General features: G+C 56.3%; 16 protein-coding genes. 1 reads left to right on the top strand and 15 read right to left on the bottom strand.

Features of this window, described 5'->3' with window-relative positions; translation table 11 throughout:
* Positions 1-24: 24 nt before the first annotated feature.
* From BM062_RS11315 to BM062_RS11255, 14 genes are all read right to left on the bottom strand, one after another.
* Positions 25-2,100, bottom strand: coding sequence for a pilus assembly protein TadG-related protein (locus BM062_RS11315; protein ID WP_092396836.1), 2,076 nt, complete (start codon positions 2,098-2,100; stop codon positions 25-27).
* A gap of 43 nt (positions 2,101-2,143) precedes the next feature.
* Positions 2,144-2,611 (bottom strand): DUF3613 domain-containing protein, encoded by a 468-nt coding sequence (locus BM062_RS25015; RefSeq protein ID WP_254785043.1) that lies wholly within the window; start codon positions 2,609-2,611, stop codon positions 2,144-2,146.
* Positions 2,612-2,649: 38 nt separating this feature from the next.
* Complete coding sequence (locus tag BM062_RS11310) at positions 2,650-3,540, bottom strand: tetratricopeptide repeat protein (protein ID WP_092396834.1); 891 nt, start codon at positions 3,538-3,540, stop codon at positions 2,650-2,652.
* Positions 3,541-3,548: 8 nt separating this feature from the next.
* Positions 3,549-4,499 carry a type II secretion system F family protein gene (locus BM062_RS11305; protein ID WP_092396832.1) on the bottom strand — a complete coding sequence of 317 codons (951 nt, stop codon included), beginning with the start codon at positions 4,497-4,499 and terminating at the stop codon, positions 3,549-3,551.
* A gap of 33 nt (positions 4,500-4,532) precedes the next feature.
* Positions 4,533-5,462, bottom strand: coding sequence for a type II secretion system F family protein (locus BM062_RS11300; RefSeq protein ID WP_092396830.1), 930 nt, complete (start codon positions 5,460-5,462; stop codon positions 4,533-4,535).
* A gap of 2 nt (positions 5,463-5,464) precedes the next feature.
* The gene (locus tag BM062_RS11295; protein ID WP_092396828.1) at positions 5,465-6,823 is read right to left on the bottom strand and encodes a CpaF family protein; all 1,359 of its coding nucleotides are present in this window, start codon (positions 6,821-6,823) and stop codon (positions 5,465-5,467) included.
* 113 nt (positions 6,824-6,936) lie between these two features.
* Positions 6,937-8,241 (bottom strand): AAA family ATPase, encoded by a 1,305-nt coding sequence (locus tag BM062_RS11290; protein ID WP_092396826.1) that lies wholly within the window; start codon positions 8,239-8,241, stop codon positions 6,937-6,939.
* 21 nt (positions 8,242-8,262) lie between these two features.
* Complete coding sequence (locus BM062_RS11285) at positions 8,263-9,567, bottom strand: type II and III secretion system protein family protein (protein WP_092396824.1); 1,305 nt, start codon at positions 9,565-9,567, stop codon at positions 8,263-8,265.
* A gap of 56 nt (positions 9,568-9,623) precedes the next feature.
* The gene (gene cpaB, locus BM062_RS11280) at positions 9,624-10,622 is read right to left on the bottom strand and encodes a Flp pilus assembly protein CpaB (protein ID WP_092396822.1); all 999 of its coding nucleotides are present in this window, start codon (positions 10,620-10,622) and stop codon (positions 9,624-9,626) included.
* A gap of 172 nt (positions 10,623-10,794) precedes the next feature.
* Positions 10,795-11,280 (bottom strand): TadE/TadG family type IV pilus assembly protein, encoded by a 486-nt coding sequence (locus tag BM062_RS11275; RefSeq protein ID WP_254785042.1) that lies wholly within the window; start codon positions 11,278-11,280, stop codon positions 10,795-10,797.
* Positions 11,281-11,362: 82 nt separating this feature from the next.
* On the bottom strand, positions 11,363-11,905 hold the full coding sequence (locus tag BM062_RS11270; RefSeq protein ID WP_139220029.1) for an A24 family peptidase: 543 nt from the start codon (positions 11,903-11,905) through the stop codon (positions 11,363-11,365).
* Positions 11,906-11,975: 70 nt separating this feature from the next.
* The gene (locus BM062_RS11265; RefSeq protein ID WP_092396878.1) at positions 11,976-12,179 is read right to left on the bottom strand and encodes a Flp family type IVb pilin; all 204 of its coding nucleotides are present in this window, start codon (positions 12,177-12,179) and stop codon (positions 11,976-11,978) included.
* A 553-nt stretch (positions 12,180-12,732) separates the two neighbouring features.
* Positions 12,733-14,451, bottom strand: coding sequence for a ShlB/FhaC/HecB family hemolysin secretion/activation protein (locus tag BM062_RS11260; protein ID WP_254785041.1), 1,719 nt, complete (start codon positions 14,449-14,451; stop codon positions 12,733-12,735).
* Positions 14,452-14,665: 214 nt separating this feature from the next.
* Positions 14,666-15,973 carry a collagen-like triple helix repeat-containing protein gene (locus tag BM062_RS11255; RefSeq protein ID WP_092396816.1) on the bottom strand — a complete coding sequence of 436 codons (1,308 nt, stop codon included), beginning with the start codon at positions 15,971-15,973 and terminating at the stop codon, positions 14,666-14,668.
* A gap of 367 nt (positions 15,974-16,340) precedes the next feature.
* Between BM062_RS11255 and BM062_RS11250 the strand changes: the two genes are divergently transcribed.
* Positions 16,341-17,255, top strand: coding sequence for a 5'-nucleotidase (locus BM062_RS11250; RefSeq protein ID WP_092396814.1), 915 nt, complete (start codon positions 16,341-16,343; stop codon positions 17,253-17,255).
* A gap of 32 nt (positions 17,256-17,287) precedes the next feature.
* Here BM062_RS11250 and BM062_RS11245 read toward each other — a convergent pair whose 3' ends face one another.
* Entirely contained in the window at positions 17,288-18,940 is a 1,653-nt protein-coding gene (locus BM062_RS11245; RefSeq protein WP_092396812.1) for a 3-(methylthio)propionyl-CoA ligase, read from the bottom strand.
* Positions 18,941-19,018 lie beyond the last annotated feature (78 nt).

The following is a 19,018-nucleotide window of genomic DNA, read 5'->3' as shown; positions in this document are numbered from 1 at the left end:
AATGTATTTGGTATATCCATCTGATTAATAAACCAGCTTGACGCTGGTGCCGCCGCAATTCAGATCAAGCAAGCTGACGTCGACCAGGCCCAGCTGAACGCCGAGCACGTTGCTCAATAGCGTCGCCACAGCGCCACCCAAGCTGTTCAAAATAGGTTGTAGCAGGTTGACTACAAGACCTAAAAGTGCAACAACCGCATTTGAGACACTAGTTCCTCCGCTGGTTTGGTTTCCTGCCAACTGAGTTGATAATATGCATTGGCTATTCCCAAGACACAGAAGACCACTGACAAGTTGCCCTACGCTAGTAAGAACATTGCCGACTACCCCCCCCAAGCTGTTAAGCAGACCAGAAACAGGATTGGCGACAAGAGTATTCAGGGAATTCAAACCGCTTGTCACTGTGGTCTGCGCCGTGGTCAAATTTTGACCAGCATTCGCTAGTAGATTTGTCGCCAAATTATTGTTATTGATGCCGTTGTTGGCACTTTGACTTCCCAACAAACCGCTAGTTAAAGCGCCAATCAAAGCATTAAATACATTTGTCACTGTGGTGCCGATCTGCAAATTATTGTTGCCAGTGGTAACCGTTTGCCCTTTAATTAAAAGCACCCCAGGAGTAGAATTCGGCAATCCAGCGATAGCAATCGGATTATTGATCAATGGCATGCCAAGAACCTTGACCATATTTGGATAGCCGGTCAAATTCTTGCTGCAGGCCCCACTGGTTGAAAAAGCATTGCTGCCGTCAACAACGCCATTAAATTGCCCGGCGCACACGCTCAATACAGGGGCATCCACCGAAATATAAGCCCTGTCATTACCGCTACTATCTCTATCAGCTATCCTGCACATTCTCACAATCGTTCCTAAACCATTGACTACATCAACGATTATGGGCAAATCAACACTGAGTAAAGGCGGCAGATTGGCTTGAATCCGCGTGTACAACCGAACCTGCGCAGTAAAAGCGGTGGTACCCTCGCCTCCAATACCAATTGACGGCGGCTCCACGACGCCAATCTGTGTGTTTAACAAACCAGGCACAGCGACGTATGTAGATAGTGCGCGATTACTGTTAGCGACCCCTATAGCGGTACTGACAATATCCAGCGCGCTCAAATTTACATTCAGTGCTGACTGGCCATCTGCCGCGCTAATCAAAGTAAACAGGCCGCCCTGGCCACCGGGAATTGATAGAAGTTGCACTGGCAAACTGAGTTGTCCAGCTGTCAGGCCAAGTGCACTGATCAGATTTTGCTGCCCTCCTACAATAGAAACAGCACCTAACAGCGCCTGCAACGTACATATCCCGTTGCTGCAACCCGCGGTATTCGCATTCAGTAACTGCGTAATGGTTCCCACACTCGCATGTAGCGGGATTTCAAAGCCAAGTGCCTGCAATAATCCATTTGGCGTCACCGATACATTTGCCAAACCGTTATAGGTGACCAGGGAAGTACCATTCAGATTGACTCCGACCGCTGACAGCAAACTTGGAACTACTCCGCCCCTGACTTCCAATAGATTCGAACCAATCGAAAATGCAGCATAAGGATCGCTGGTCGATGCAATCGCCTGAGCATTAAGAGTATGCGTGCCCAATCCAAAAAAGGCCGGCACATTTTGCGCCATAACCACCCGTACGGCATTCAAGCGCGTTCCTGCAGCGGGGACGGAAAAATAGTTAGGTTTCAGGGCCGCGTTGGCAGTTGGGTCCCATCGGCCACAGGTGACCGTGAGGGAGTTGGCCATCGAGTTAGGCGCCACAATCGAAAAGCCATTCATTTGCGCATTGCCTATGGCCGCCAGCACGGGTGCGTCCGTCGGCGCACATGCGGTTGGCAGCGGTGTACCCGTCAGCGGCACGCTGACAAGTTGCTGAGCGCCGGCCAGCGCCGCAAGGTCGGCGGACTTCTGCAGATTGCGCTTCATGTAAAACATGTAGCCGATATCAATCGACGATAACAGGATGACGATGATAGACAGGAAAATAGCCGCCATCACTGCAACCGAACCACGCTGGCGGCCTGCTTCATGCCGTCGCTGGCGCGCGATGGCTGAGGAAGGTGCGGCAATGGCACGTGGAAAGGAGTTCATGATCGGTTGGCGTCGGTAGGGTGGCGCTATTCACATTGGAAAATCAGTTTGAACCGCTCTTCGATATTTTATTTTCAAAATATTCCGGCAACGGGTGCTTGAAACTATCCAGATAACGCTGCCAGCTGGCGTCCGCCGTTACACCCAGCATCGGCAAACGCGGGCCTGCGACACGACCGTCCACTTGCGCCTGCAGCAAGACATGAGTGACGTCACCGACCCGTATTCCTGTTTCAGACTCGGTTGACGCCGGCGTTTCCGGCTGCCTGACAGGCGTAGCGGCAGCGGGCTGAGCTGCGGCAACTGCTGGCTGAACCGTGGCTGATGCACCAGCCGCCATAGGCAGTGGCGCCGGCGCCGGCACTGCTTTGGCTGTCGCGGCAGGTTCTTGCAGCTGTTGAGCGGTGAGGCGCGGCATATTCTGCGCGCGCACACTCGAAATTCCGCCAGTTGCCAGCAACGCTGAGCCGACAAACAGAATGCATTGACCGAGAATTTCTTGCGCTTTCATTTGTCGACCTCTTGAACAAAAATTAAACTGCATAACGGTCAGCCGCCATTGCCAAACCGGTCCAGCATCGACTGGAACGGCGTCGCAGGCGGCACTGTCGGATTTGTCTTTTTGGCTGCCGTAGCGGCAGCTCCGCTCGCAATGGATTTCACGCTGCCAGCAGGATCTTGAGCTGCAACCACCGTCGGCCGCTGTTGTCCGATTTCCGCGGCCAATCCATAGACAGCCGCACGGCTGTCTGCAGGCAGGGCCGCTTTGTCCATCACGGCGCGCGCTTTTTCCACATCGCCGGAAACCAGCAGCAACAGCGCCAGATTCCCTATCATCTTGCGATTGTCCGGCGCCAGCTCCGCAGCCTGCGCCAGCGGCACACGGGCGGCAGCGATATCGCCACTGCGCAACATTGCGTAACCCAGGTCGCTCAGCATCACAGGATTAGTCGGCTCCACTTTTACAGCTTCCCGCAACGATGCGGCTGCACCCTTGTAATCGCCGTTTTGTGCCGCCAGCAAGCCCAGGCCGTGCCAGGCAGCGCCAGCTTCAGAAGAATTCAGCAGTTTCCGGTAAGCAGTTTCCGCTGCGGCGCCTTGTCTCGTTTCGCGCAAAGCGTCGGCGCGCAAGCGCTGCACCTCAGGTGCGCTGCCATTTTTCTGTTCGTAAGCATCGATATGCGCCAGCGACGCAAAGTACATGCCCTGCTCCTGCATTTGCCGGATCAGGCCCAGATACATGCCTTTATTGTCCGGTGTCGGCGCTTTCTCCTCTTCTTGCTGACGCAGCAGCGCTGCTTCGTTCTGCTGCGCATATACCTTTGCAGAATTGGTGGAACAAGCGGCCAGCAATGTTGAAGCAAGCACGATCAGGAATGGCAAAACCCTGATTGACAGAACATGATGTTGTCCCTGATCGGCAGTGTTTGCCTGCGTCATGAAAGATTTCATAAACTTGCGCCCATTTTCGATATAGCCCTGATCACCGCCAGGAAACCGATCCCTCCGGTAATCACCAATAATCCCGGCAACAGCGTCATTACCATCACTCCGGTCATCTTCACTGTCAGCTTTCCTACTTTTTCCTTCATGTCCAGCTTGCGTTGCTCGCGGATCCGTTCACTGAATTGCTTGAGCGGCTCTTGCACAGCGCCGCCGTGATGCTCTACCTGCACCAGCAAGCGCGATACCGCGCGCAAGTCTTCATTGTCAAACACCGTGGAGAACCGCCGCATCGATTGCTCCCGACTGCGTCCTGTACTGTATTGGCGGCCGGCGATAGTCAATTCCTCTCCCAGCACCTTCAGCACATTGCTGAATTCGTTTTCAATGACATGCAAACTCTGGTCAACCGACAAACCTACCCCCTGCAGCAAACGCAGCAAATCAATCAGCAATGGCAGTTCCTCGGCCGCCAGACGCTGGCGTTTTACAGCGACCCGGCGCATCACCCATTTCGGCAACATGTATCCCAAAGCGATGCCAAAAAAAATAATCAGCAAAAGCGATGACCATCCTCCCCGGTTAAACAGCAATATGCCCAGCAGCGGAAAACAGATCGCCAGCACCACCCTGGCCAAGAAAAACAGGGACTTCCCGTGCAGATCATTGACGCCGCATTGATCCAGCAGATGACGGTCTTCTTCCGCCACAAGCTGTCGGCCCAATGGCGTATCCAGCCAACTGGCACTGAGTGAAACCAGGCGATCGCGCCAGCCTGGCTTGTTTCCATCTGGCGCGGCCCCAGGTTTATCATGTGCGGCAATTTTGAGTTCGATCGTAGCCAGATTCCGCTTGAGCCGCCATGCTCTCGCCAGCAGCGCGCCGCCCACCAGCAGCAATGCCGCCGCCAGCAACAAGATCGCCAAGATAATGAGGATGTGTTGTGTCGTGTTCACCTTGACTCCGCCTCATGCAACGTTCAATTGCCATCAAACCGTTCGCGCCAGCCGAAACAATCCATAGCCGCCCATCATTTCAAGCAAGACCGCGCCGATCAGCATTTTTTTCCCAATCGGGTCATGCCACATATTGACAAACATGTCGTTATTGAAAATGATCAGGAACATGCCGATAGCCACAGGCAATATGCCCATGATCCAGGCCGACAAGCGAATTTCTGCAGAGAGCGCGGACAATTCATTCTGCGCATGTTCCAGGTCGCGCATGAACGCGGCCATGCGCTCCAGGACCAGATCGGAACGTCCCCCAAAGCGGGCAGAAACGCCAATGACGGCGGCAACCAGATCCAGTTCCTTAAACCGGAAAATCGCGGCCTGCTGACGTAAAGCATGTTCCAATTCCACCCCAGCCTGTACTTGCCGGTTGGCGCGATCCAGGACTACCCGCAGCGGTCCTTCGGTCCCAAGTATTCCGGTTTGAAAGGCAGAACCTATGCTGTTGCCGATGGTGACCAGGCGTACCAGGGTATCCAGGAATCCCGGCAATTGCCGCACCATGGTGCGTTGCAGCTTCGAAGTTCTGAGCCAAAAATAAAAAATCATCAGCAAGATGTACAACAACAACGTACCCAACGCAGACAGCCACCCACCCAGTACCAACGCCAGCAGGATCAGGATGAATCCTGGCGTCAGCAGCTGGAAATACAGTGTTCCGGTGGGATGCTGGATTCCGGCACGCATAAAGAAATGGCGCAAAGCCTCTATCCGCAGCTGCAGTTTCGGCTCCGTTTCGCCCTGGTCGAGAGGCAGCTTCTGAGCTTGCTGCATCCCCTGGATCTGCCGATTCACAAATGCGGCGCTGACATCTTGCTGCGCACGCTGTTGTGCCCGCTGCCACAACCACAACGCGGTGCCGGTCAACAACAAGGCTGCAGCAAGCAGCCATAAGGCGATATGCATGATTAGCGCCTTCCCTGCTGGCTACCTGTCGTGCTATGGCCAAGGCCACCTGTATTCGGACTGCCGGTGCTTTGCTGGCCAAGCTGCCGTTGGCGCTGCAGTTTTGGCGCGTGCGGGAAAATACCAAGCGATATCCAGCGATCCGCTTCTTCACCATCCGGTCCGATATAGCTTTCATGCCGATACAGTTCCTGCAGGGTGATGATGTTGTCGCCCATGCCGGTGACTTCGGTAATAGAGACGATGCGGCGGCGGCCATTGGAGAGCCGGCCGATCTGCACAATGAAATCAAGGGCGCCGGCAATTTGCCGCCTGAGGCTGCTTTCGCTTCCCTGGAAGCCGGCAAACCCTGCCAGCATTTCGATCCGGTACAAGCATTCGCGCGGTGTATTGGCGTGGATCGTTCCCATCGAGCCGTCATGGCCGGTATTCATGGCTTGCAGCATTTCCAATACTTCGGCGCCGCGCACCTCGCCGACAATAATCCGGTCCGGCCGCATCCGCAGGCTGTTGCGGATCAGGTCGCGGATACTGACTGCGCCGCTGCCTTCGAAGCCGCCCAGGCGCGATTCCAGGCGCACCACGTGCGGATGGTTGAGCGACAGCTCTGCTGTGTCTTCCACTGTCACCACACGTTCGTTCTCCGGAATGAAAAATGCCAGCGCGTTCAGCAAAGATGTTTTACCGGAGCTGGTGCCGCCCGAGACCAGGATATTGCAACGGGCTTTGACCGCATTATCCAGCAGCGAATATATTTCCTCGTTCATGGTGCCGAGATTGAGCAGGTCGGTAGGTTTCAGCGGCTCCTTGCGGAATTTCCGGATCGACACCATTGGCCCATCCACCGACAACGGTTCGATCACCACGTTGAGCCGGCCGCCGTCGGGCAAGCGGGCGTCGACCATCGGATTCGATTCGTCCAGCCGGCGTCCCAGCGGCGCCAGGATGCGCCTGACGATGCGCAGCAGATGGGCGTTGTCGGTAAAGCGCAGCGTCTCACGCTGCAATACGCCGTGGCGCGAAACAAACACGTCGTTGTAACCGTTGATCAGGATATCTTCGACCGTCATGTCGGCCAGCAGGTCTTCCAGCGGCCCCAGGCCCGCCAGTTCCTTGGTCAGGGCGTCGGCGATCTGCCGTACTTCGGCTTCATTCAAGGGAATGCGCTGCAGGCGGACAAAACCGTCGACGTCCAGATTGACGAATTGCTGGATCGCGCTGCGCGACCAGCGGCCGAACTCCGCCCCCAGTTCTTCAATCCGCGTCAGCAGATGATCGTAGGCCGCAGTCTTGATATCCTGGAATTCCTGGGTGTTTGTAAACGCTTGATCGTCGTCGGCAAATTCAATCTGGTTACTCACGTTCGTTTCTCCCGTCTTTCATCAGGGGCCGCCTTTTCCTGTCTTTTCCTGGCCAGGTTCTGAGACAGCGGCGTGCATCGTATCTAAATCGGCTTGCTTGCTTACTTGCTTACTTATTTTCGCAATAAAATTTTCGGCAGCCAGCGTTCCACTCCATGTTTGTGCGCTGCCGTCTCATCATGGCTGAGCAAGCCATCGATCAGGCCGTCCACAGCTTTGACGTAAGTATCGTGCGGAGCAACTTCATGCAGCAGCTTGCCGCGGTTGGCGCTGGAGGTCAGCTTCAGCGTACGTTCCGGCAAAGTCGCCAGCAAGGGCAATTTGAAACGCTCGGCAATCTGGTTTGCCGCCATGCCGAAACGATCGTCGTAACGGTTCACCACCAGATGGCGCTTGCCGTCGTCGGGATGGCGGCCGTTCAGTTCCTGCAAGGTGCCCGCCAGCGACACCAGGGCGCCGACGCTCTGGTCGGTCACCAGCCATACCTGGTCGGCGGCGCCGGTCAGGTTGGCGATGAATTCATGATTGGTGAAGCCGCCGAGATCGGCGATCAGTACGTCAAAGTACAGGCGCAGCCGATCCAGCAAGGCCAGTGCATCGTGGTGCGACACCGTGCGCATTTCGCTCAGGCTGTGCGGCAGGGAAATCACGGTAACGCCGCCAGGGCTGCGCGGCAGTGCCGTATGCACCAGGGTCTCGTCAAGACGGCGCAGGTTGCGCACCGCTTCGGCAAAATCGAAATTGCCGTTGGCGCTCAGGTACAGCTTGCCATCCCCGGCCGGCAAGCCCAGGTCAAGCAATGCGACCCGGCTGTCGGTCGCATTCCGCTTGCCGCCGTGACTGGTACTGCGCAGCTGGATCATGTCCGCCAGGTGCGCTGCCAATGTGCTGGTGCCGATACCCGGACGTACGCCGAGCAAGGTCACCAGCTGGCCGCGCTTGACCGGCGCCGGGGCTCGCGCAGCAGCCTTGGCCAGCACCCGCTGCACCACATCGCGCGCTTCATCCTCGGAAGCGCTGACGTCGATGAAATCGCTGACGCCTGCACGCAAGGCCGCAATCGTCCCTTCGGGAAACGCCATGGAGCCGACCGCCACCAAAGGCAAAGTCGGAAGGGTTTTACTCAGGGCGCGCGCCAATTCGGTTGCATGCGCGGTTGTGCCCAGAGAGTCAAGCGACAGGACGCCGGCGTGGTCGCTTACTTGCTCTATACCTGAGAAATCCAGCAGCACCAGCAAAGGATTGAGCTCCACTATGCGCGACAGCAATTCCGCTACATCGGCTTTTTCCTGCAATAGCGTGCCCCATTTGCCAAGGGCCGCACCCAGCCATTCTGCTTGCGTGCTGTTGCGCGAACAGAAGACGAAACGGCTAAGCGCCGTCAGTTCATTCAAAGCCTTGTTACGAGCATTCATCATGTGATCCAAGAAATTGGGCGCTTATTTTGAAAATCCCGGCAATTCGTCGCGGCTCGCTCCTCCTAACAGATAACTTCCCCACGCGGTACTGGCAGTATTCCGTCGCTCCTGACTGTCTCCCGGCAGCGGCAGCGGTACATTCTTGGCGATAGGCTGAACCACGTGTGGTGTAACTATGATCACCAGCTCTTTGTCAGCCTGGGAGTAGCTCATGTTCCGAAAAAAACTACCAATAATCGGTAAATCACCGAGCAGCGGGATCTTGTTGACATTCGATTGAGTGGTGCGCGAAACCAGGCCACCAATGATAAAACTCTCTCCGTCGCCCAATTCGACCGTCGTATCCGCGCGCCGGGTGGTAATCGAAGGAACCGATATGCCGTCGGCGGTAACTGTCTTGCTATAGTCAACATCGCTGGCCTCCGGTGCGACTTTCAGAGCAATCCGGCCCTTCGCCAGTATGGTCGGCGATACGGTCAGGCCTATGCCAAAGGGTTTGTAGACAATAGTTGTGGTGCCGAGGCCGCCGGATTGCGGAATAGGCAGTTCGCCACCAGCCAGGAAACTTGCGCTTTGGCCGGAAAGTGCAGTCAAGGACGGTTCAGCCAGCACCCGCGCCATGCCGTTGCCTTCGATCAGCCGCAGATTATTACTCAAGCTGTAACTGCCTCGGCTAAACTTGGTCAACAAATTGAACGCTGAGGCGGCAGACGACAGTCCATTGGACGCGAGATTGCTCGACAAATTGAAGCTGAAATTGCCACGGTTCACAAGCAATCCGAAATCAAAGCCAATTTCTTTTAATACCGATTTGCTGAATTCGACAATCTTGACATCGATCTGTACTACATTGCCGCTATCGATGGTCGAGATATCCAGCACTTTGCCTTTTCCGGTTGCGTCAGCTGCGGCAGCGCTGCTTTTTGTATGCTCCAATAACGATGGGGCCTGTCCACTGATGACGCTCGATGCGCCGCGAACCTTTACCTCAGCGCCTCCCTGTCCTGCCAGGGCCGCTTGCACATCGCCCTGCACCGTCACTCTCCACGTATTGGCCGGCAGTCCCTTGGCCCATGCGGTTACAGTGGTGGTTCCGGCCTTTTTCCCTACCAAAATCACGCTACCATTCTTGCCGCCGGAGCCGCGCACCATCAGCACATCCGCCACTTCCGGATCGGCTACAGCAATGCGTTCCAGCGTACCTGCAACCGGCAAGCTTTGCTGTTCACGCATCCCAAGCGTAATGTCAGCGGCAGCGGCCAAGGAAAATGCGGGAATTGCGCCAGCACTTAGCAACATTGGCAGAACTAGGTCGTGAATTTTCATGAGTTGCGGTCAATCCTGTTATTGATATAAACCCATCATTGAAAAACATCTTTGCGTCAAAAAGCCACGGACTCTCGCTGCGTACCGCGGATTACTTCGACAGTTCCGGAGGGACTTGCGCCGCGCGCCAACGCTGCCCCTGGTACAGCGTTCGATTTGCGGCTTGCCTGCGACCTGGCATCTCCGGCCAATCCGTTCATTTCCATGCCGGCAAAAGCCTGGTTATCAGGTTGTTTCAATGCCTCTTTCTGATCGCGCGTCAAATCCTTCTTGCCTGAGATCACTGGGGCCGGCGCCGGGAATAGCGCCATATCTGGAATTGCCTCATCGCTGGGATTGCGTAACGCCAGCATCAATTTGCCATTCTGGGTTGCCAACAGCAGCCGGTTAACATCGGCAACCGGCGTTGCCAGCACTGCGGTACGAGCGACCTGCTGGCCTTGCTGCGATGGCGGCGGCTGGACTGATTGCGGCGCCTGTTGAGACGGCACAGCTCCGACACTGCCGCCAGCGGTGGCTGTACCTATTACAGTGGCGCCATATGACAACACGTGCAGGCGCGACATCAGCAAGCGCGATTGCGTTTTTTCGATTTCCTGGCCTTGCTTGAGCGTAAAAAACACATCTACATAATCACCAGCCTGGACTCGGTTTCCGGCGCCAACAATTTCGTCGACAGGGATGGCCACTGCACGCTCGCCGTCCGCCAGTTTCACCGCCAAGCCGCTGGCCAAACCACTTTCGGTAATCGGCGTACCGGTGCCGATTTGGATCAATGGTATTTTTCCAACCACTGAACTTGCCTGGCTATATGCGCCGGCCGGATTGATCGGCAAAGTCACCAGGCTGATGTCGTCGGTAGCGATCGCTTTGCCCGCTTCTAGTACCCGCGCCGCCACTATGACTTCGTATTGTTTGGAAGACTTGGCGATGACCGCCGGCTGTGCGGTAGAAATTGTCGGTGGTGGGCGACTACCCAGCCACCAGGCCACAAACGCCAAACCAAGCGCCGCCACTACCAATATCGCCGCAACAATTTTTGTCAGGTTATTCATAGCGTGTACTCAAGGCCTGTCCGAACGAAGAGATTGTTCAAAGTGGTTTCCATGCCAAATTCGAATTGACGAAAGACGCTAAGTCACACACACGCAGATGCACTGGCGGAAAAACTCTAGTGCACTGCAACGCAAACAAGATTCAGCTTCCTCAAACGTCAACCGACCTTCTTCAATTAATTTGCACCGTGGCTGAGCTCGCCAGTTTGTTAGGTATCGCGACACTCATTAACGATCCCAGCAGCAACGGCACTAGCGGCTTGCTGCTATATGGGTAGACAACTCTGACCGTGATGCATTGCGCACTGGTGCCCACAGGGAGGGCACAGGCAACCGGCCCAACCGGGGTGCAGGTAGCTATTGGGTTACCGCCAGAATCGGTGCCTAGCCATTTGATCAGTTGGGTAGCGGTGCTGCAGCCAATAACACCGCGGTCTGCCGTGGTGTACCGCAGAGCTGCACGTGCGCCTTCTTCAGCTGCCAATGCCAGCGATTGCTGGGCCAGGAAAATCAGGACATAGGTAATGATGCCGTACAACAGCATGAAAAATACCGGGAACACCAAGGCGAATTCTATGGCTGCAATACCGCGTTGAGCGAAATTCTTGCCCTCCGTTCTCATGGCGGAGGGGACCGCATATTTATATTTTTTATACATCCCTGCTCCCGATCTTTACTGCAAATACGATCAGTACATCACCGGCACCTGCTGCGCCTGTCTGCGTGGCGCGAATAAGGATTCAGATAAGACCCGACACTATCCATGCACCATTCATTTGCATCAAGCCGGCTGCCACAGCGAGGTACGCTGCATAGGGAATCCCAACGCGATTACCGCGTTTTTCCAGCACCCATCGGTACGGCCGCCACCGCTGAAACCGGACCGCTGCCATCTGCAAATTCGGAGCAAACCCCAATCGTGATATATAAAACATTAGTGCATGAACGGCTGCAAGCAACGACGCTATCAAGAAGACTGGCAATAGCGCCCCGGGGCCAAGCAAAAAGCCAATCACGGCAAAAAATTTAACGTCGCCAGCAGCCATCGCCCGCAACGCATACAGTGGTAAAAAAAATGCCATCCCGACTGCAAAGCCTGATAAGGCACTCACCCAACCGATGCCATTCAATCCCCCCCCCAACAACATAAAACATGCTAGTTGCACAGTGATCGCAATCAGCAAAAATACGTTGGGAACGCGACGAAACAAATAATCGTAAAAGAATATCGTGCTGCAAAACGCTAGGAACAGCGTTGGCATAGAAGAAAAATTATTCAACATTTCGGTTATGTCCAACTAGACGTTGGGAATAGTTGGACAGTCCGTGACGCCAGGCTGATATGCGCTTCTATCAAGTGCCGACAGAAGTCGCGAGATTGGTCAATTTAGTGCCGATGCCATGAAAGATGCCTTTCAGGCCGGTGGAATCATCCGAGCCGGTCAAGAATCCGACGCCGATTACAAGCGCTACCGCCACCAATCCAGCGATCAGACCATATTCAATAGCGGTGATGCCATCCTCATCCCGAAGAAATTTCATTAATTTGGCGTTCATTGTGATCTCCTGAAAAAGCACATACCTCATTAAATCTGCAGCCTTTTTGCGCAACAATCCGCGGTCGAACGACTCCACATTCAGCCGCAAATCAAACCCTCTGAATTCAGACTACGCGGTATCAGCATAGCCCCGATTAAAAATTACCTCAAGATAAATTTTTCCTTTAAGAAACATATTCTTAGAGCAATCCCTCTAGTCGGTTCTTCATAGGGAAAACAAGGTTTTGGCTTGAAATAGCATTTTACATTATGAAAATAATAGTTACACCAAGGCAACCAATAATTACTTTTGGGCAAGCTAAAATTTCGATTGTCAGCATGCACTTTCTACAATCTTGTTCATGATAAAAATACAGATTGGTCTTACCACTTTTGCACACAACCGCACACCATGGATCGGTGCGCAGAACTACTGTTTTTAGCGACAGATGCGCGATACTTCCTTAACGTTGGAGTCGGTACGAACATGGACAGCAAATCGTCCCAAGCCGACAAAAAACCCGGCGGTAGTACGTGGCCCGAGATTCAATCCAGCCAAGGCGTCGTGAAATTTAATCCAGCTGATACGAATAGCTCGCATTCACACGCGGCGATCTCGAGCTGGAATTGACAGGAACATCCGCCACCGGCTTCGCCAGCGACAGGTCCAGGGTGTAATAACGACCATCCGAAAAGCGTACCCCCAGCGCAACAGAACCCAAAGTATCGTGGATCAAAGGACCCGCATTCGAATAAATTCGGGAGTGATCCACCAGAAAATATGGCTGCACCGACTTCAGATAGGTGTAGCTCACCGGGAACCGGCGATTGATTTCAGCCGATATGCCCCAGCCCTTGTCGCCTGCCAGTTCGCCGGCCGGATATGCGAGGCCGAACAGCTTGCCGCCGAAGCCGATCTGCTCGGAGGTCGGCAAGATATTGCTGCTGTATTGCGTGCCGACCGCCACCGCGACGCCGAAGCCCCCCGGCAGCTGGTTCGATTGCGCTGCCTGCATCGTGACCCTGGTAAAGCCCAGGTCGACATTGCTGTTCTCGCGCTTGGCGCCGAGCGCGTCCACGCCTTTATATACGCCGACATTCAACTGGCGCGTCTGCTGCAGTTTTTCCGGACTGGTCTTGACATCGGTCCAGGCGACCTCGGCGCTCAATACCCGCACCTGCGAACTGAGCTGAATCGACATCGGCGTGACCGGTACTGAACGGGTATACACCTGGGTATTTTCAGCGGCATAAGCGCCGCCGGTGACAGTCAGGTTATGCGTGTTATCAAGTATCACCGGATAACTAAGAGAACCGCCAGCGCGTACGGTTTTGGTTTGATAGCGATTCTGGAATTGGATGTTTTCCAATGCCGAATTTTCCGGTTTGGCGCGATAGTCGGACCAGTTCAGCCTGGCCAGCAAGCCATCGGTGCCAATCGGCTGGACATAATTGATCGCATAATACTTTTCATCTTGCGGCCCGCTCGGCTGCAATGTGCTGACGGTCACCTGCTCGCCCAAGGGCGTCAAGCCGTTGGTGCTGGCGGTGAGCAAGCCACGGATGCCAGGCTGCCGGTAATCGGCCCCAACGCCGACTGTAATCGGGCGCCGCGTCACTGTCAGTACCATATCGGCGGCGCCGTCGGTCGTGGTGGGCGGCGCCACGTTGGCGACAATCTTGACGCCCGGCTGCAAGCTGAGAATGCCGGCCACCCGTTCAAAAGTGGCGCGCCGCAGCGGCCGGTCCTGCTGCAGCTGTTCGGCAACCCGCTTCAGGCGCTCTTCGCTGCCGCCGGGATTGCCTTCTACCTTGACATTCTTGACATAGCCCTCGACCACCGTGACCACCACCACGTTGCCCTCGAAACTCTGGGCCGGGATAAAGGCAAAGGAAAGCGGATACCCCTGGTCTTGGTACATCTGCGTGACCTTGTTGGCGGCAGCCAGCAATTCGGCGACGGTGGTATCACGGTTGGCCAGCGGCGCGAACAGCGCGGCTACCTGTTCAAACGGCAGCGTCTTGACGCCGGCAATCTGGAAACGCGACGGCGTCAGATGGCTGGCCAGCAGATTTTGCAACGCAGGATCGACTGCCTGGGTCTGGACATTGATGGTCACCGGCGCGCTTGGCGGCGCCTCTGCCTTGGGCAAGGTATCGATCGGGTTGCCTTGCACCGGGCTGCGCGCATCGGCGTGTGCCGGCAATGGATACGACGTAGTGAGCAAACATGCGCCGCTGACCATGATTACCGCGGCGCGGCGGTAGCACTTCGATTTGGATAATTGCATGCGGCTACGGCTCTCGTTCGTTATCGACGGCAAAACCTGTCTATTCATCGGGACCTGAAGTCACTGTTAAATTACGGCAATAATTCATCCTGTGCAACTATTTTGTTGTTGCGTACGTTGCCATTTCGCCTCTGTACAGCCTGGCTGTTTTTCCGCATAACCCAAAAAAAAGCCTCGGTAAAAACCAAGGCTTTTTGCAAACCATCGCTACTGCTTATTTTTTGGTTAAACCACCCAGCAAGCCGCTCAGCAGCCCTGAGGTTTGGCCGCTGCCTGTGGTGCTGGCGGCGCCGGAGGACACTGTTGTGGTCAAGCCGGCAACCAGGTTGGTCACTGGTGCCAGCAGGTTGCCGGTGCTGCCGCCGGAGCCGGCCACGCCGCTCACGCTGCCCAGCAGGCCGGTTACCGGAGCCAAGGGATTGCTGCTGCCGCCGGCGCCGCTCACAGCGCCGGTCAAGCTGCCCAACAGGCCGGTGACAGGCGCGAGAGGGCCGCTACCGCCGGCTGCGCCGCCCAGGCTACCGGCCAGGCTGCCAGTCAGGCCGTTGACCACGCCGACCACTGGAGCCAATGGCCCGGCAAGGGCGCCAACCAGCGCATTGTCAGCCGGCTGCAAGACACCGCCGGTCTGGTTGCCCAGCAACGGCTGGCCAGTGGTGGTTATGCCGTTGACAGCAAGGCTGCCCACCAGGTTGCCGGCGTTGTTCACGACCGGGCCGACGTTGCTGACGACAGGCACGCCCGAAGTGGTCAAGCCGCTGCCGACGCTGGCGACAGTGCCGCCAACCACGCCCAGCAGCAGATTGGCCGGCTGGTTCAGCGCAGTCGCGTTACCCGCGGTCTGGAGCAAGGTCGCAGCAGTGTTGGTCAAAGGCACGATCGCGCTGCTCACAGTTTGCGTGACTTGCTGTACCGGGCCGGTGGTCAATGCGGTAGTCAGCGTTGGCGCTACGGTGCCGGAAATGGTGTTGCCTATGGTGCTGACCAGGCCGCCGACCGGTGCTGTCACCGGCGCCAGGGCGCTAAGCGGGCCGCTGCTGCCAAGGCTGGTGACTACCTGGCCGGCGCTGTTGACGGTAGCACCGACCTGTGCCACCACTCCGCCTGCGCTGCCGGCCGTGATGCCGATCGGATTCTGCGCCGTGCCGATTTGGCCCAGGCCATTCGTCAAGCCGCCGCCGAGCACGGTGACGATGCCGCTGGCATTGTCAACCACGCCGTTCAATGCAGTCTTGGTGCCAGGTGTAACCAGCGGCAGCTGGTTGATCAGCGTGCTGCCGACGCCGTCTACCGCTGTACCTACGCTTGATACGGTGGTGCCCAGGTTCGAAACCAGATTGGACGAACTGGCAGTCGGCGTGATTGGCGTAACTGGAGTGGTAGGCGTGCCGCTGCCATCAGGGTTGCCGCCCGCAGGCGTCGCAGTATGGCTAAGCGAACCGTCGCTGGTGCCGCAACCTGTCAACAACGCCGTCAGCAATATGGATGCTGCAAGCAACTCGTTCTTTTTCAATGCTTTCATGATCGATCTCCCTTTTTGATGAATCGGATAAAGCTCTGCCTACTGTCTTTTCGCAAAGAGCGTGCCAGCCGGAAACGCCCTCGAAACAGCAGTCCGTGCAGCTCATCCAATTTCACAAATCGAAAATAAAGATCTTTAAAATCAATGACTAACAGCGATTTCCAACAACATTCCGGGAAAATGCGGCCGGTACTGCAGAGGCCTTTGACACGTAACATGTAACGTAACAGCAGGGAACATGCCGCCTTCGACATTGCAAGAATCATTGTAAAAAACACCACCAGACAAACTCGGCCTTGCTGCCCCGTCGGTGCTTAAGCAAGCGCCTATAATGAGCGCTCCCGCTACATCCTTAAGACCACCGCCTATGCCGCAGTCCTTAGATAATTTGCTGGTGATCGGGATTTCATCCCGCGCGCTATTTGACCTGGAGACCGAAGAGGCCATCTTTCGCCAGCACGGCCTGGAAGAATATCGCCGCCACCAGCTGCTCAACGAAAATGAAATCCTCAAGCCGGGGGCCGGGTTCGCCCTGGTCAAGGCGCTGCTGAAACTGAACCGCCTGACAGGCCAGCGTTTTGTCGAAGTGGTCGTGATGTCGCGCAATTCCAGCGAGACCTCGATGCGCATCTTCAATTCGATCAAGCATTACGGCCTCGACATCACGCGCGCCGTATTGTCCGGCGGCGCTTCGCTGGCGCCCTACCTGCAGGCTTTCAATGTCAGCCTGTTCTTATCCTTGCATGAAGATGACGTGCAGGCAGCCGTCAACTCCGGCGTGGCGGCGGCTTTGCTGTACCAAAAGCCGGAGAACGCGCTGGAAGAGCTGGAACAGATCCGTATCGCTTTCGACGGCGACGCCGTGATTTTTTCGGATGAATCGGAAAGGATTTACCAGACCGAGGGGATTGAAGCCTTTGAAAAACACGAGCGCGAAAACGCTTTGCTGCCGCTGCCGCAAGGTCCGTTTGCACGGCTGCTGCTGGCGCTGTCCTATATCCAGAATAATTTCAAGAATCCGGACGGGCATGCGGCGCCTATCCGCACCGCACTGGTCACGGCGCGCTCTTCGCCGGCCCATGAGCGGGTGATCCGCACCTTGCGCGCCTGGAATGTAGCGATCGACGAAACCTTTTTCATGGGCGGCATCGTCAAATCTGATGTGCTGTCCGCGTTCAAGCCCCACATGTTTTTTGACGACCATCCCGATCATTGCGATCGCGCCGCCAACAAAGTACAGACTGGACGCGTGCCGTGGAAACAGGCGGGAGAATTTGAATAAACCCGCCGGCGCCTGGCGTCAGGCGTCAGGCGTCACGCGGTTGGCAAGACATGCCCTTTGAACTGTTCCCGCAATTTGTTTTTCAGCAGCTTGCCGGTGGCGCCCAGCGGCAAGGCGTCGACAAACACCACATCGTCCGGCGTCCACCATTTGGCGACCTTGCCCTCGAAAAATTTGAGCAGCTGCGCGCTGTCCACTTCCATGCCCGGCTTCCGGACCACCACCAGCAATGGCCGCTCATCCCACTTCGGATGAAAGATGCCGATGCAGGCGGCCATCTGCACCGCCGGATGCGCCATCACGATGTTTTCCAGGTCTATGCTGCTGATCCACTCGCCGCCTGACTTGATGACGTCCTTGCTGCGGTCGGTGATCTGCATGTAGCCGTCGGCGTCGATGGTCGCCACGTCGCCGGTAGCGAACCAGCCATCCTGCAGCACCGCCCCGCCCTCATTCTTGAAATAGGTATCGATGATCCACGGCCCCTTGACCAGCAGATTGCCGTAGGTTTCGCCATCCCACGGCAGTTCCTTGCCGGCGTCGTCGACAATCTTCATGTCGACCCCGTAGATCACATGGCCTTGCTTTTGCAGCAGCAGTTCCTGCTGTTCGACCGGCAGCGACAGATGCCTGGTCTGCAGGCAGCAGGAGGTGCCCAATGGCGACATCTCGGTCATGCCCCAGGCGTGCACCACCTCGACGCCATGGCGATGGCGCAAAGCCTGCATCATCGCCGGCGGACAGGCGGAGCCGCCGATGATGGTGCGCTTGAAGCTGGAAAATTTCAGCTGGTTCTGGTCCAGGTAATTCAGCAGGCCAAGCCAGACGGTCGGCACGCCGGCGGAGATCGTCACCTGCTCCTGCTCGAACAGTTCATACAGCGATTTGCCATCCAGCGCGGCGCCCGGGAACACCATCTTCGCGCCGGTAATCGGCACCGCATAGGGCAGACCCCAAGCATTGACGTGGAACATCGGCACCACCGGCAGCACGGCGTTGCGCCCCGATATGTTCATGGTGTCGGGCATGATCGACGCCAGCGAATGCAATACCGTTGAACGATGCGAGTACAGGGCGCCTTTGGGGTTGCCGGTGGTGCCGGAGGTATAACACAGGCTGGAAGCTGAATTCTCGTCAAACAGGGGCCAGTCGTAGTCGTCCGAACTGGCCTCCAGCAGCGCTTCATAGCACAGCAGGTTCGGCAGCTTGCTCTCTGGCGGCATGTGTTCAGGAGCACACAAGGCAATGTAGCCCTTGATGGTCTTGGCCAGCGGCGCGACCGCCTCGACCAGCGGCAGGAAGCAGATATCAAACAGCAGGTACTGGTCTTCGGCGTGGTTGGCGATATAGCCGATCAGGTCCGGATGCAGGCGCGGATTGATGGTGTGCAGCACCGCTCCCGACCCGGACACCGCATAGTACGCTTCCATGTGCCGGTAGCCGTTCCAGGCCAGCGTAGCGACCCGCTCGCCCATGCCCACACCTAGCGCAGCCAGGGCATTGGCGAGCTTGCGCGCGCGCCGGTGGCAATCGCTATAGGTATAACGGTGGAGATCGCCTTCGACCCGCCGCGACACGATTTCATTGCGGCCGAAATAGCGGTCGGCGTGCTGGATAATGCTGGAGATGAGCAACGGCTGGCTCATCATCTGCCCCATCAGCGGGCTCTTGGGATATTGGGGCATCGCATCTCCTGGCGCGTATTTTTTCACATTGGAATGCCACTGTTTTTATTGCAATTTACACGTTTTATCCGCGCCGGA

Source organism: Collimonas sp. OK412 (assembly GCF_900112135.1).
In the GTDB taxonomy this organism is placed as follows: domain Bacteria; phylum Pseudomonadota; class Gammaproteobacteria; order Burkholderiales; family Burkholderiaceae_D; genus Collimonas; species Collimonas rhizosphaerae.
The sequence above is the reverse complement of the archived record's forward strand: the minus strand, read 5'-3'. Positions and strand labels throughout refer to the sequence as shown.